The following is a 15,534-nucleotide window of genomic DNA, read 5'->3' on the forward strand; positions in this document are numbered from 1 at the left end:
CTAAAAGAATATTAAGTAACTCAACATTTGAGGTCTGGCCCCACGAAACTATTTAAGAGTAGAATATTACTGGTGTTCTTAGGGTGTATTATTTCAGTTCTTTTACTAATTTTGGCTGTATCGTTAAGGTCAAAGATCTCTGATGCAAAATTATCTGAAGTATACGATATAGAAAGAGATGTTGACCTAACCTGCGGGAATTGTTATAAGCCGAATACATCAGGACACCATATAGCTAAGTCCGGCGACCGGGTTTTGTACGATGCAGTGTATTCTTTTGATGAGTACGGCAGAAGGGCCACTCCTGCGGGGAATGAAGGGAACAGGAAAAATTCAATTCTTTTTTTTGGATGTTCGTTCATGTTCGGGCACGGCCTGCAGAATAATGAAACCCTTCCTTTTTACATTTCAGAACTTGTCGCTTCTTTTAAGCCGTACAACTATGCGGTGTGCGGCGGCGGGCCGCATTATATGCTTGCAAAACTGAACCAGCCCGGAATAACGGAAGAGGTTCAGAAAGGAGGTAAAAAACTTCTTATTTACCTGTTTGTTGAAGACCATATAAACCGGGTATCGGGAAAGACTATCTTCGGTTGTGACGGCCCGTATTTTTATCTGGACAGTGAAAACAAACTAAGGCAGAAAGGTCTCCTATCAACTGCAAGGTTCTGGAAATATCATACTTATAAGGTTTTAAAAACCTCTCCTTTCGGTATTTATATCGAAAAATATGCTGCCAGGCATATAGACCAGAAGGATATTGAATTAACTTTTAGAGTAATAGAAGAATCAAAAAAAACATTCAAACGCAAATTCAAAAGCGATGACTTTTATGTGGTGATATATCCGCCGGGTTCGCCAGAGATTATTTCGTACTTTAAAAAATCAGGTATAAAATACCTTGTTTACGAAAATAAAAGTGATTTTTTAAGCCCTAAATATGCACAACCCGACGGCCATCCTACAGCACAGGCAAATAAGGGACTGGCGGAAATGATATTTAAAGATCTAAAATGCCTGCAAGAATAAGAAAGGAATAAAATTAAGTTAGTCTTATTGTTCTTTAAATGTTAGATGTAAAATGCTAAATGTAAAAGGGGAGGTAAAATCATGAAACGGGTATTTACGTTAGCGGTTTTAATGTTTTGCTCGATACTTGCTTATTCTGCGGGTGACACTTTAACTTTTATCCATAAAAGAAAGAGCGTCAGGAATTTTACCGGTGTTCCGGCAGCTAAGGCCGATCTTGAAAAAATAGTCAAAGCCGGTATGGCAGCGCCTACTGCAGTAAACAAACAGCCCTGGTCTTTTGTAATTGTAACGGATAAAAATGCCATTGATTCCTTAACAAAAGCCCTTCCGTATGTAAAGATGCTTCCGAGAGCAGGCTCTGCCATAATCGTGTGCGCTGTGCCTGAAAAAGCCTATGATAAGAGTATGGATTTCGCTATAGTCGACTGCTCCTGCGCAAGCGAAAACATCCTCCTTGCCGCCGAAGCCCTGGGTCTTGGAGCCGTCTGGACAGCAGCCTATCCCTATAAAGAAAGGATGGATGCAGTAAGAAAAACCCTCAACATTCCGGAAAATATCATCCCGTTAAACGTAATTCCCGTAGGCCACCCCACAGGCGAAGATAAGCCCAAAGACAAATTTAAAGCAGAAAACATCCATTGGGAGAAGTGGTAAAATAAAGCGGATGGAAAGAGGGACAACGTTGTTTGATAATACGATATCCAAAAGAAGATTGTAAAATGACCAGGCTTTAGTAAGAAACTCAAATTTGGTAAGAGAGGGGCAATAGTTAGATACGAAACTTAAATATAAGTAAGCAGTATCACGATAGAAAGTAACAATAATTATTTATGCAGATTGGTCGGCTAAATGGTCGCTTTGTGCTTTTGTCTGTTTTGTCAATAAAGCGTTTTTAATGGAGTTTGACAGGGTTTTTATTTCAAAGGGTTTTAACAGGCAGTCACTGGCATTAAGCGAAGATATCTTTTCCATTATTTGAGGTTTTGTGATATTCCCGGTGATAAAGATGACGGGGATATCCTTTGTTATCCTGGAGGCTGAAAGCCCCCTGAAAATGCTATAGCCGTCTATACTTGGCATTATAAAATCCAGAATAACGATATCGGGTTTTATTTTATGTGTGAGAGCTATCGCTTCTAATGCACTGGAAGTCACTAAAACCTCATAGCCCAAAAGATCAAGACCGGTCTTTATGAACTCAAGCATTTCCGGCTCATCATCAACTACCAAAACTTTAATTGCCATATTTTCCCCCGTAAACCATTAATGTAGAATGCCAAATCGGACATAAAAAAACCATACCCGTATTTTTGTTGCAGGTATGGAATCTATGTTGCCATATTAGCATTATAAAATAGAAATGTCAATATGCCATTTAAAAACATAATTGATAATCCTAAAATAATTTGGTATACTTTTTTAAATTTACAAAATATACTTTATTTTTGTATTGTTTTTTATTCCCGCCGTAATGTAAGCCCTGCCGTGGCGTGGAAGAGTATTTTGTTGGTGGGTTCTCACATCATTTTAAAGGACGTAGGGGTTCCACATTAATGGATCCGAAAAGAATTTTGATGGTTATTTCCAGGTTTCCGCCGGTTGTGGGCGGGGCTGAAAGGCAGTGTTTGAACCTTTCGCTCTCGCTTGCTTCTTTGGGGCATAAAATAACCGTGGTTACCGAGAGGCTTCAAGGCCTAAAAAAAAGGGAAGATATTGACGGGGTTCAGGTTTTACGGCTTTCTGCTTTTCCTAACGATGTAAGGGTGCTTGCAAATTTGATATTCTGGGCAAACCTGAAATGGTTTTTTATAAGAAAAAGCAATAACTTTGACATAGTGCACAGTCATGTCGCCACTGCATCGGCTTTCTTCGGTTCTATCCTTGCAAAACTCTTTGGAAAACCTTCTATTGTAAAATTCACTGGGTCAGGGATAACAGGAGAAGTAACTACATCCAAAGCTTCATTTTTTGGAAAACTCAAACTTAAAATATTAGACATCTTTACAGATGTGGTAGTATGCACGGATGTAAAGATAAAAACAGAGCTTATGAGCATAGGTTATCAAGAAGAAAAGATCAGGGTACTCCCAAACGGTGTAGACACTGGTTATTTTGCTCCAGAACAGGAAAAAAGATCGAATAATGTTCCTAAAGTCTTATTTGTAGGAAGGCTTGAAGACGTTAAAAATGTTCCTGCACTGCTCAAGGCATGGAAAACTGTGATTTCAAAGGCCAACGCAGAACTCTTCATAGTTGGCGGGGGCAGTAAAAAGGATGAGTTAATTCACCTAACAGAAAAACTAGGTATCAATAACAGAGTAAAATTCCTCGGAGAACAGAAAGATATTAGAAGTCACCTGGTTTCAAGTGATATATTTGTCCTTCCTTCTTTTGCTGAAGGTGTTTCAAATTCTCTACTTGAAGCTCTTTCCTGCGGGCTTGCAGTAATAGCAAGCAGGGTAGGGGGAAGCGTTGGCCTTATAAAAGATGGGGAGACCGGATACCTTTTTGACCCAAAGAACCATAATGAACTGGCTGATAAACTGGAAAGGCTTTTAAAAGATCCGGTTTTAAGAAAAAACATGGGTCAGAAGGCTCGTGAAAACATAGTTAAAAACTACTCAATTGAATCAATACGAGATAAGTATATAAAGTTATATGATGAGCTTGTTATTAAATAAAACTAAGAAACCAAGTTCCACCTACGCAGTGGAACTTGGTTAATGAAATTAAAGTTTAACTTTAATAAATTTAGGGAATTAATTGAAAATACTGTTTGTTTATCCATGCTTAAAACTTGAAAAGACGGCTCATCACGGGATAGCTAGTTTGTCTGCCTGCTTGAAAGAAGTAGGGCATGAAACGGGTTTGATATACCTTGAATCTAAGGATTTTAACAAGGCTTTTGAACGGATAAGGGGTTTTGGGCCTGATCTTATAGCTATTTCTGTAGTAACGAACCAGTGGAACTTTGTTAAGGATTTTATATCTGCTTTTAAGAGGTCTTTTAAGATACCGATAGTATGCGGGGGTGCACATATAAATGCAGATACAGAGGCGATTAAGGAAATACCCGAAGTTGATGCTCTTTGTTACGGCGAAGGGGAATATCCTTTAAAGGAGTTCGCTGAAAGGCTCAAGAAAAATGCTTCTTTCAAGGATATTAAGAACCTCTACTACCTTGACAACTCAAAAATTAAAAAGAACGATTCATATCCTCTTATTGCAGAGCTTGACAGCCTGCCTCTTCCAGATTACGAGATATTTACAAAAGAAGTCTATTTGAACTACCCGAGCCTTTCTTTTTCAAGAGGGTGCCCGCACAACTGTACTTACTGCTGTAATGAGCTTTTAAGGAACATGTACAGGCAAAAAGGCAATTATATCAGGTTTAAAAGTGCCGGACGGGCAATGAAGGAAATAGAGAACGTCATAACAAAGTTCAACCCGTCTATCCTTAATTTTGACGATGACAGTTTTACCAAGTCAAGGAAATGGGTCCTGGATTTCTGCGCAGAATACCCGAAGCGTTTCAAACTTCCGTTCAGGTGCAACGCAAGGCCGGAACAGCTGGATGAAGAGCTTATCTCAAGCCTTAAAAAAGCAAATTGTGAGCTTATAAGCATAGGCATAGAGTCCGGCAATGAAGACCTGAGGAAACGGGTATTAAAAAGGAATATGTCCAATGCCGATATCGAAAAAGCTTTTGAACTCTGTAAAAAGTATAATATTAAAACAAGTTCTTTTAATATGGTAGGCATACCTGAAGAAACTCCTGAGCTTTTTAGAGATACGCTTGAGTTAAATAAGAAAGTGATGCCTGATCTTGTACAGTTAACTATATTTTACCCTTATCCGGGAACTGAGCTCGGAGAATACTGTAAACAGAAAGGGTATATTGTAGATAAACAGCATGCTGAGAGCTATTTCAGGAAAGGCGTGCTTGAACTGCCGGACTTCAGCTATAAAGAGATAAGGAAAGCCTATAAGGATTTTTACTGGGAGATGTACAAGGACAGGAATATTTCAAGGTATTTCCTTAAAGTATATCTTGAAGAATACCCGTTCTTGTGGGAAAAAGCAAAGCTTCTGAAAAGGCTTTTAAAAAAGTTATATTAGCCAGTACCGATGCGGGATCGGTAATGGCCGGGATGAGAATGAAAATTAGGATTTTTTATTTATCAACGAGCTTAAATATAGGCGGAACTGAAAAATTCCTTTTTACCCTTATTCAGAGTATGGTTAATGAATACGAATTTACCGTGGGTTATATAAAGGAAAAGGGGCATATAGGCGAACTGCTTGAAAAGAACAATGTCAAGGTCGTGCATTTGCCGGGTTTTTTTGCGATATTAAAGTTTTTAAAAGAAAATGAATTTGATATGCTTCATACATTCCTTTTCCGCGCAAATATACTCGGCCGGATAGCCGGGAAAATAGCAAAAGTCCCTGTTATCATGTCTACGCAGCAGGCTGTAGATGACTGGAAGTGTTTCTATCATGCTTGGCTGGATGGTTATACGGCACAGTGGTGCAATTTAATAATCGCAAATTCGCAGGCTGCAAAAGACCTTTTATGTAAACGCGAAAAGATACCCGCAAGCAAGATAGCAGTTGTTTATAACGGCCTGGATTTTAAGGCTTTTAGACCTGGCAGAACAAGGGAAGCCGTTAGAAACGAGCTTAAAATAGAAACAGATATTCCTATAGTTGCTTATATAGGGCGGCTTCATAAAGAAAAGGGTGCGGATTTCCTGCCGGAGCTGATTGACAAATTAAAGCACTGCGCATTCATAATAGCCGGGGACGGGCCGGAGAAAGAAATGTTGGAAGGAAAGCTCAGGCACTTGAACGCAGAGAAAAGGGTAAAACTGCTCGGCTGGAGGAATGATATTGCGGACCTCTTAAGCGCCAGCGATATATATATCCTTCCTTCAAGAGAAGAGAGTTTTCCTCAGAGCATACTTGAAGCGATGTCCTGCAGCCTGCCTGTGGTAGCCATGAACGTAGGAGGAGTAAGAGAGCTGGTCCAGGATGAGCATAACGGGGTATTGGTCAACCATCTTGACATAGAGAAGTTTTCGGATGCCGTAGACGGGCTGCTTAAAGACATTAAGAAGGCAAAAGAATTTGGTTTTAACGGGCATAATAAAAGCCTGAATTATTCCAACGATAAAATGATTGGCCAGGTGAAGTCTCTGTATGAAAATATGCTGTCCCGCACAAGAGCTCATCAAATAAAGTAGGAGGTAAAATGTATAGGATACTTAGTAATAAAATAAAAAACAACGAAGCTAAGATCGGAATTATGGGGCTTGGATATGTGGGCCTTCCGTTGGCGGTTGCATTTGCAAGTGAAGGGTTTGCGGTTACAGGTTTTGAGGTAGACCCGGCAAAAGTTAAGGCAATAAAGAGCAAAAGGTCGTACATAGACGATGTTGATTCTAAGACTGTCTCGGCTCTTGTTACAAGTAAAAAGCTGAACTCTACGACTGATTTTTCGCACTTAAAGAACATGGACGTTATAATTATATGCGTGCCGACTCCCCTTAGAAAATCAAAAGACCCGGATGTTTCCTATATAGTAGCTTCCGCGGAAAGTATTTCAAAGATAGTACGGGAAGGCCAGCTTATAATATTAGAATCCACTACTTATCCAGGCACAACTAAGGAGATCGTACAGCCTTTGCTTGAAAAAGGTGGCTTAAAGTGCGGTAAAGACCTTTATCTTGCATTCAGCCCCGAAAGGGTTGACCCGGGAAATAAGACCTACAATATACGGAATACTCCGAAGGTGGTCGGAGGCATAGACCTGACCTCTGCGGACCTTGCAAAAGATGTATATGCAAAGATCACAATGAAAGTCTGTGTTGTCTCATCTACCGAAGCTGCGGAAATGGTAAAGCTTCTTGAAAACACGTTCAGGGCAGTAAATATCGGGCTGGTCAACGAGGTCGCTCTAATGTGCGACAGGCTGAAACTCGACTGCTGGGAGATAATAGAAGCTGCGGCTTCAAAACCTTTCGGCTATATGCCGTTCTATCCGGGGCCCGGGATAGGCGGGCACTGCATACCCCTTGACCCTCAATACCTGTCCTGGAAATTAAAAACACTGAACTTTTACTCGCGTTTCATAGAACTCGCAGGCGAGATAAACGCAAAGATGCCGGAATACCTAGTTCAGAAGATTGTGGACAGCTTAAATAAAAAAGGAAAATCAATAAACGGAGCGGCTATCCTTATGCTGGGGATGGCATACAAAAAAAATATAAGCGATATCAGAGAATCACCTGCCCTTGACATACTTAAGCTGCTCATCGATAAAGACGCAAAGATAGAGTATTATGACCCGTTCGTTCCGAACGTATGCGTTAATATCGGCTCTAAACAATTAAAGTACAGCTCTATCAAGGACTTAAAAAACATAAAAAAATATGATGCCGTAGTTATCACGACCAACCATACGGACGTAGATTATTGCCAGATAGTAAAAAACGCAAAACTTATCATCGACTCAAGGAACGCCACAAACGGGTTGAAGGGCAATAATATAGTAAGGCTGTAAACAACAAATGCAAATATCAAAATGCAAATTGAAAAATTAAATGTTTAATTTATGAAAAAATATATTGATGAATATATAGGCATATTTTTGGTGTTGGGAATCGGGCTTGCTTTGCGTTTGTGGGGGTTGAGTTGGGGGCTGCCGTTAAAAAAAGCGCATATAGACGAGTCTGTAGTCATATTTTATACGATGAAGTTTTTTTCTGGCGATCTGAACCCTCATGTTTTTTTTGATTACCCTACTTTATTCTTATATTTGTTAGGTTTTCTATACTTCATATATTTTTTGATAGGGATGGCGGCCGGTGTATTCGCTTCGCTGGACAGTTTTGTAGGCATGTTTTTAAACGGAGATGCTTCTGCACTTTACCTTATAGCGCGGTCTTTGACAGTATTCTTTGCTTTAGCCGGCATATACCTGGTTTATAGGATCGGAAGGGAAAACCTGTCTTCCGGCGTTATACCTGCGTTAATAATGGCAGTTATTCCGGTAAATATCCTTCATTCTCATTATGGGACTGTAGATACCGCCTGCGTATTTTTTATCCTTTTTTCGGTGCTTCATCTTTTAAGATATTACAGTTCCGGAAAAAAAAAGGATTTATACCTGGGCTCACTTATAATGGGCCTTGCGGCTGCGGTCAAGTATTATCCCTTCATCTTTGTTCTGCCTGTCCTTTATCTTGCCTTTGAAAAAGAAAAAATATCATTTTTAAGAACATCTTTATATTCTATCTTTTTTATGGCCTCGGGTTTTGTACTGGCCTGTCCGTTTTCCGTATTGGATTTTCCTGCTTTTATATCAAGGTTCATTGATCGTTTCAACCTTATCGTCTGGTCGCCTGAGTCTAGCTTTTCGTTCGGTTTTTTCGGGCTTTTTTCTGCCCTGGTAAATGCCTCTACGATAATGATATTTTTACTGCTTTCTTTCGGGATTATCCTGTGCGTCAAGTACTCTGACAAAGAGAGCCTGAAAAAGATACTTTATCTATTAAGTTTTCCTGCGGTTTACATGCTGTTCCTTTCTACCTGGAAGATACGCTCGCCGCATTATCTCCTGCCGGTTTTGCCGTTCCTTGTTCTTGCGGGAAGTTACGGTTTATCTTTTATACCCTTACTTAAAAGCAGGATGATTTTGATTTACGTTGTAGTTACGCTATCCTGCCTGCCTGCGGTAGTTAGCGCTGTTAAGCTCGATGTCTCACTGTCTAAAAGAGATACAAGGCTTCTGGCTTATGATTGGATAAAACAAAACCTGCCAGCCGGCTCAAGGATACTGCGCCTTCCGTACACGCCTGAATTCATGAACAAGGACCCTTATCAGGTGAGAGTGGACTGGGAAGGGAAAATAGCAGATCAGCCGGCAGATGAGCTGTCTTTAAAATATGATTATATAATAACGAGCCATTTTGACAACAGCACTGTTTCAAAACAGGAAACCGGGATATTAAATAAGTATGATGTAATCAATAGCTGGGCCAATATACCGTTGGCAACATTCCACCAACCGAGGATAACGATCTATGGAAAAAAAACCTAAAGTTACGATAGTAATGCCTGCTTATAACGCAGAAAAAACTCTCGAAAAAACCCTAAATGCTATCCCAAAAGGTTCTTATGACGAGATAATCCTTGTAGACGATGCTTCAAAGGACCAGACAGCAGAACTTGCAAGAAAACTCGGGCTCAAGGTCATAGTCCACCCAAAGAATCTGGGGTATGGCGGTAATCAAAAAACATGTTACACTGAAGCCCTGAAAGCAGGCGCAGACATAGTTGTAATGCTCCATCCCGATTACCAGTATGACCCAAGGCTCGTCCCTTACCTTGCAGGGTTGATCAAGGAAGACATCTGCGACATAGTGCTTGCTAACAGGATAAGGACAAGAAAAGAAGCTTTAGACGGCGGTATGCCGTTATACAAATATTTGTTCAACAGGATGCTTACGTTCATAGAAAACCTGTTCCTGGGGCTTAATTTAAGCGAATACCACACAGGCTACAGGGCTTTTTCACGCAGGGCTTTAGAGGAAATACCCTGGATACAAAATTCAAATGATTTTGTATTTGACCAGGAGATACTGATCCAGGCGGCATATTTTGGTTTTAGGATAGGGGATATCCCTGTCGCGGCCAAATATTTCCCTGAGGCATCATCGATAAATTTTCAAAGAAGTGTGAAATACGGCCTTGAAACCCTTTTAAATGTAAGTAAATCCGTTTTGCACAGGTCAGGGCTGGCAAATTTCAAGATGTTTGAAAAAGCAGATGTTTAAAAATCTCAAAAGTATTATTATGGTAGGGTGGGTCCTGGTAGTAAGCTTTCTTTATTACAGGCTTTTCCCTTTTACGGATATAATATTTGGGCTTCCCGGTATATCTTCGGTAAAAATAACCGGTGCAGCTTTGAGCCATATACTTATACTTTCTTTTTATGTTATTTCAGCGAGCGGCTGGGGGATAGTTTTCTGGCACAGGCACCATCTTTCCTACCTTGAAAAAATAGTTTTTTCTTCTGGTGCAGGCTTTGCTATCTTATCCTTCATAGTATTGGCCTCGGACTATTTAGGCCTAGCGAGCAATATTTTCTATTTTATAATATTGCTGGCAGGTTTTATCCTTTTTTTGACCGTAGCAGGGAAAATACACGAACATATTGTTTCCGGGGCAAGGTACTGGATGCTGATAGCTTTGATACCTATGCTCAGCAGCCTTATCGGAGCCTTGGCTCCTCCTACCCAGTACGATTCTCTGGTCTATCACCTGGCCTTTCCTAAGGTCTATCTTGAATCCGGTAAAATCTTATTTGTACCTCATAACTTTTATTTTTCGTTCCCGCAGAATATGGAAATGCTTTACCAGTCAGCTGTTTCGATAGATAGCGATATCCTTGCTAACCTTATTCATTGGACATTCCTGGCTTTGATAAGCTTTCAGGTTTATACCTTTTCAAAACGTTACTTGAACAGAGAAACCGGCATTTTAGCCGCCCTAATATGGTTTTTTACGCCCCTAGTCCTTTTCCTTTCTACCGGGACCTACATAGACCTGGGGCTGGCATTTTTTGTATTTTTAAGTTTTTACAATATAATATTGTTCAATGAATCAAAGCACGATTTCTGGCTATATTCTGCCGGTTTTTTTGCCGGAACAGCCCTGGGTATAAAATATACCGCTGTAATACCTGTACTGCTTCTTATGCTACTTACCGCTTATGAATCGAAGGATAGCAAGGCCGGAGCTGTAAATGCACTTAAATACCTGGCGGTCGTACTTTTATTGTTCAGCCCCTGGCTTCTTAAAAATATTTTGTTCTTGAATAACCCTATAGCACCTTGGGGGACTTCTCTATTTACGAATTCGGTTATTACTAACGAGGCGGCATCCCGATATTTCAGCCATATTAAAGCTCATGGCCTCGGTATATATAATATTATTGATCTCTTACTGCTCCCTTGGGAACTGACCGCATACGGTTTTAATTTCGGCGGCGGATTTGACATATTAGGCCCGGTATTCCTGTTATTCATACCGTTTTTGATCTTCAGGAACAAAATGACAAGGATCGAGATTATTGTATTATTTTTCACAATATGTTATTGTTTTATCTGGCTTTTAACAGGAAAGGTCATGCGGTTTCTGGTCCCGGTACTACCCTTTATATGCATCCTGGCTGCATTAAGTTTATCGAATTTATCTGAAATAAAATGGGTAAAAAAGACCGTCTATTTTATTCTGGCCTTAAGTTTTATTCATAACATTTTATTATTCCACTGGGTCATGGCGAGCATTGACCCCTATTCGGTAGTCATAGGAAAAGAGACCAGGGAGCAATATCTGACCCGGAAGGTTAATTCTTTTCAGGCATTGAACGAAGTTATAAATTCCCTGCCGGAAAACTCTAAAATATTAAACTGGGGGGAAACCAGAAGCTATTATATCCGCCGCGCGAATATAACCCCTACTGATTTTGACAGGCATCCTGTAATCGAATGGCTGGGACGCTCAGAAAATGAGAAAGACCTTGAAACGATATTGAAAAATGAGGAAATAACTCACATCCTGGTGAATTCCTTTGAAATAAAAAGGCTTGGCTACGAAGACAAACTGTCGCAAAAAGATAAAAATATTTTTGAAGCTTTTATAAATCGCTCTCTAAAGTTAATCTACGAAGATCAATACTGCCGGGTATATAAAATTTAGAGGATAGCTTTTAAAGATGGCGTTTAGCGGGTAGCCTAGAGCGTATAGTGAAAATCAAAGACTTTGAAGTACTATACGCTATACACTAAATGCGGTACGCTAAAAATGGGGTTAAAAATGATAACTACTATAAAAGATAATCATGTGCTTTATTTAATAACTTTTTCTATAGCTTTTCTTATATCGATAGTTTTGACACCTTTGTTCAGGATGATCGCTGCAAGGTTCAACATAATGGACCATCCTTTCACGGAAATCAAAACCCATAAGCTACCTACGCCTTACCTGGGAGGCCTGCCCATCTGGATAGGCTGGATAATAAGTTTGTTCCTGATAAGGCTGTTTACTCATTTTCAAACCGGTACCTTAAGGAGCTTAAGGGGCATAATAATCGGAAGCATCATAATAATCATTTTAGGCCTGATTGACGATATCCTGCCTAAAGGGTTGGGTTTTAAGAAGAAATTCCTGTTCCAAATACTGGCTGCATTGACGATAGTACTCTATGACATAAGGATACACTTCATTTCACCTTACCTGATTGCATTTCTTTTAAGCATGGTCTGGATAGTGGGGATCACTAATGCTTTTAACATCGTAGATATCATGGACGGGTTATCAAGCGGCCTGGCATTTATATCGTGTGCTGCGTTCCTGTTTATCGCCCTGCCTACGGAGCATATATATGTCAATTTCTGCGCAGCGGGCCTTGCCGGGGGGTGTTTGGGGTTCATACCATATAATTTATCGGAAAAAAGAAAGATATTTATGGGAGATACGGGAAGCCTGGCCATAGGCTTTATCCTTGCGGCCACTTCATTAGGGACATCCTATTCGACCAAAAACCAGATTGGTTTTCTTGCGCCTCTTTTGATGCTTGCAATACCTATATACGATACCCTGCTTGTATCGTATTTCCGCATAAAAAAAGGCAAATCACCGTTTTTGGGCAGTAAGGATCATTTTGCTTTAAGGTTGGAACTATCGGGTTTTTCGAGAAAACATATTCTATCCATTACATATTTTGTAAGCGCTTTCCTGTCTTTTGCCGCCTATATGATTACACGCATGGATGTAGAAGGTGCTTTAATATTGTTCGTGATAGTGTTCGCAATGGCTATTTTCATCAGCTATAGGCTTGGCAAGATAAGTGTAGATTGATCGGCAAAAAAGTTTAGTGTTTGGAGTTAAGAGTTTAGAGTTTTTGAATTTGTATGTCTCTAAACTAAGGTCTCTAAACTCTAGACTGCTTAAGGCAAAGGGAATCATGTCTAAAACAGTTATTATAGGCGCAGGTATCTCAGGTCTTTCGTGCGCTTTTTTTCTCAAAAAACCGTATATAATAATTGAAAAAGAAGGCAGGCCGGGAGGCCTATGCAAATCCTTCAGTTTTGACGGTTTTACGTTCGATCATTCAGGCCATTTTTTTCATGTAAAGAACAAGGAAATAAAGTCGCTTATATTGCGGCTGATGAAAAATAATATCGCAAAAATAGAAAGGAATGCATTCATATTCTCAAATGAAAGGTTCATACCTTTCCCGTTCCAGGCCAACCTCTTTAACCTGCCAGCGCATATAAAAAATGAGTGCCTGCAGGGTTTTATAAATAAACCTGCGAAAGACAACGCTGACCGGATAGAAAGTTTTTATAAATGGTCTCTGGAAACTTTCGGTAAAGGCATCACAAAATATTTCATGAAGCCTTATAACGAAAAACTCTGGACTGTCCCGGCGAAAGAGCTGACCTCCGAGTGGGTCGCGCCTTTTGTGCCCCAGCCTACGCTGCAAGAGGTAAAAAGCGGGGCCAAAAAAGCCCAGGCCAAGAGGTTCGGGTATAACTCCTATTTTTATTACCCGAGAAAAGGCGGGTGCCAGGCCTTTATAGATGCGCTGGTACCTCATGTAAAGAACCTCGAACTGGGGGTAAGTTCAAAAAAGATAGATACTTTAAAAAAGATCATATTTACGTCGGACGGGCGGAAAATACATTATGACAACATAATATCCACCCAGCCGCTCAACCTGCTTTTAGGTCAGGTAGCAAGCCTCCCGCCAAAAATAAAAGGCCTGGCTAAAAAACTCAGATGGAATTCCGTTACCTGTATAAATATAGGCATAAAAAAACATTTTTGTAACCAGAAAATCCTGAACAATAAACATTGGGTATATTATCCCGATAAAGACTATGTGTTTTACAGGGCCGGTGTTTATTCGAATATTATGCCGGGATCTACGCAGCGCGATTCCAGCTCGTTTTATATTGAGATAAGCCATAAACCCGGCGCGAAAATAGATAAAAACCGCATCCTGTCGAAAACGATTAAAGGGCTCATTGATTCAAGGCTGATCAGGTCTACCAACGATATAGAAGTGGTAAACTGGCTCGATATACCTTATGCCTACGTAATATACGACAGGAACAGGGCAGAAACCGTTGAAAATATCCACAAATACCTCACTGCCAGAAATATATTTTCTATAGGAAGATACGGAGCCTGGAAGTACTCGTTCATGGAAGAGTCCATGCTCGATGCGATAAAAATAATTAAAGAAATCCGATGAATAAAATAAAGGTATGCCATATAATAACAAAGCTGGAATTGGGCGGAGCCCAGCAGAATACCCTGTATACGCTTGAACGTCTCAATAAAGAGGAATTCGATACAATACTTATCTCGGGCACAGGAGGTATTTTAGATGACGAGGCTTTGGCTATTTCAAAGACGAAAGTATATTTTGTAAACTGCCTTGTACGAGAGATAGCTCCTATAAAAGATATCTGTGCGCTTATAAATCTTTTTTCTATATTGAAAAAAGAAAAACCCGCTATAGTCCACACGCACTCGTCCAAAGCAGGTATCCTGGGCAGGCTAGCTGCTTTCATCGCAGGGGTTCCTGTCATAATACATACCTTTCATGGTTTTGGTTTCCATTCTTTTCAAAAATTTCCGGTAAGGATGCTCTATATCTTTTTAGAACGAGTGACTGCTAAAATAAGCGACAAGCTGATAGCGGTTTCAAAAGAAAATATTGAAAAAGGCCTTGGAAATAATATAGGTTTAAAAGAACAATATGCCCTTATAAGGAGCGGGATAAAAATAGATAAATATAAGGATAGTAAGGGAAATACCGAAGAAAAGAAAAAAGAATTGAATATACCGGATGGAGTGAAGGTTATAATCACAATAGGGCCTTTTAAGCCGCAGAAAAACCTTATGGATTTTGTTGACGTAGCAAATCAGGTTTACAACGCTTACGATAAATGTATTTTTCTTATAGTGGGTGACGGGGAAGAAAGGAAAAAGATAGAAAAAGCTATTAACAGCCTTAACCTGACAGATAAAATAAAGCTTCTTGGCTGGCGCAGGGATATACCGGAACTGCTTAACATTTCGAACCTGTTCGTTATGACTTCTCTTTGGGAAGGGCTGCCCAGGGCTTGCCTTGAAGCGATGTGCTGCGGCCTTCCTGTCGTAGCAAACTCAGTAGACGGTTTAAGAGACATAGTAGCGAACGAAGAAAATGGTTTTTTGAGCGAGCCTGGCGCTACTTCAAGAATGGCTGAAAATATCGCAAGGCTCCTGAAGAATCAGGAGTTAGCCGATAAAATGGGAAAACGGTCAAAGGAACTCATAGGCCAGGATTTTGATATAGACCACATGGTAAAACAGCAGGAAGAACTATATAAAAGCTTAACGATTTCAATAGGAAAAAACAATTAGTTATTTGAAAAA

At 40.0% G+C, this 15,534-nt stretch carries 13 protein-coding genes; 12 read left to right on the forward strand and 1 reads right to left on the reverse strand.

Annotation, left to right across the window (positions count from 1 at the left end):
- Positions 1-72 precede the first annotated feature (72 nt).
- Positions 73-1,029, forward strand: coding sequence for a hypothetical protein (locus LHV68_02940; protein ID MCB4790822.1), 957 nt, complete (start codon positions 73-75; stop codon positions 1,027-1,029).
- Positions 1,030-1,110: 81 nt separating this feature from the next.
- Positions 1,111-1,686, forward strand: coding sequence for a nitroreductase family protein (locus tag LHV68_02945; protein MCB4790823.1), 576 nt, complete (start codon positions 1,111-1,113; stop codon positions 1,684-1,686).
- Positions 1,687-1,860: 174 nt separating this feature from the next.
- On the opposite strand, the gene LHV68_02950 is transcribed toward LHV68_02945, so the two are convergent.
- Positions 1,861-2,277: a response regulator gene (locus LHV68_02950; protein MCB4790824.1), complete on the reverse strand. Its 417-nt coding sequence runs from the start codon at positions 2,275-2,277 to the stop codon at positions 1,861-1,863.
- A 308-nt stretch (positions 2,278-2,585) separates the two neighbouring features.
- On the opposite strand from LHV68_02950, the gene LHV68_02955 reads away from it, so the two are divergent.
- The 10 genes from LHV68_02955 to LHV68_03000 all read left to right on the forward strand — a co-directional run bounded on the left by LHV68_02955 (position 2,586) and on the right by LHV68_03000 (position 15,522).
- Positions 2,586-3,713, forward strand: a complete 1,128-nt coding sequence (locus tag LHV68_02955) for a glycosyltransferase family 4 protein (protein ID MCB4790825.1) — start codon at positions 2,586-2,588, stop codon at positions 3,711-3,713.
- A gap of 82 nt (positions 3,714-3,795) precedes the next feature.
- Complete coding sequence (locus LHV68_02960) at positions 3,796-5,151, forward strand: B12-binding domain-containing radical SAM protein (protein MCB4790826.1); 1,356 nt, start codon at positions 3,796-3,798, stop codon at positions 5,149-5,151.
- Positions 5,152-5,189: 38 nt separating this feature from the next.
- On the forward strand, positions 5,190-6,278 hold the full coding sequence (locus LHV68_02965; protein MCB4790827.1) for a glycosyltransferase: 1,089 nt from the start codon (positions 5,190-5,192) through the stop codon (positions 6,276-6,278).
- A gap of 8 nt (positions 6,279-6,286) precedes the next feature.
- Positions 6,287-7,597, forward strand: a complete 1,311-nt coding sequence (locus LHV68_02970; GenBank protein ID MCB4790828.1) for a nucleotide sugar dehydrogenase — start codon at positions 6,287-6,289, stop codon at positions 7,595-7,597.
- A gap of 51 nt (positions 7,598-7,648) precedes the next feature.
- Positions 7,649-9,136: a glycosyltransferase family 39 protein gene (locus LHV68_02975; GenBank protein ID MCB4790829.1), complete on the forward strand. Its 1,488-nt coding sequence runs from the start codon at positions 7,649-7,651 to the stop codon at positions 9,134-9,136.
- The gene (locus LHV68_02980) at positions 9,120-9,872 is read left to right on the forward strand and encodes a glycosyltransferase family 2 protein (protein MCB4790830.1); all 753 of its coding nucleotides are present in this window, start codon (positions 9,120-9,122) and stop codon (positions 9,870-9,872) included. Before LHV68_02975 ends, LHV68_02980 begins: the two co-directional genes overlap by 17 nt.
- A complete protein-coding gene (locus LHV68_02985; protein ID MCB4790831.1) occupies positions 9,865-11,799 on the forward strand; it encodes a glycosyltransferase family 39 protein in 1,935 nt (644 codons plus the stop codon). The genes LHV68_02980 and LHV68_02985 overlap by 8 nt, the downstream gene beginning before the upstream one ends.
- Before the next feature lie 117 nt (positions 11,800-11,916).
- The gene (locus LHV68_02990; GenBank protein ID MCB4790832.1) at positions 11,917-12,960 is read left to right on the forward strand and encodes an undecaprenyl/decaprenyl-phosphate alpha-N-acetylglucosaminyl 1-phosphate transferase; all 1,044 of its coding nucleotides are present in this window, start codon (positions 11,917-11,919) and stop codon (positions 12,958-12,960) included.
- Positions 12,961-13,066: 106 nt separating this feature from the next.
- On the forward strand, positions 13,067-14,362 hold the full coding sequence (locus tag LHV68_02995) for an NAD(P)-binding protein (protein ID MCB4790833.1): 1,296 nt from the start codon (positions 13,067-13,069) through the stop codon (positions 14,360-14,362).
- Positions 14,359-15,522 carry a glycosyltransferase family 4 protein gene (locus LHV68_03000; protein ID MCB4790834.1) on the forward strand — a complete coding sequence of 388 codons (1,164 nt, stop codon included), beginning with the start codon at positions 14,359-14,361 and terminating at the stop codon, positions 15,520-15,522. The genes LHV68_02995 and LHV68_03000 overlap by 4 nt, the downstream gene beginning before the upstream one ends.
- Positions 15,523-15,534: the final 12 nt, after the last annotated feature.

Origin of the sequence: Candidatus Liberimonas magnetica, from assembly GCA_020523885.1 — a bacterium.
Lineage (GTDB): Bacteria > Elusimicrobiota > Endomicrobiia > Endomicrobiales > JAFGIL01 > Liberimonas > Liberimonas magnetica.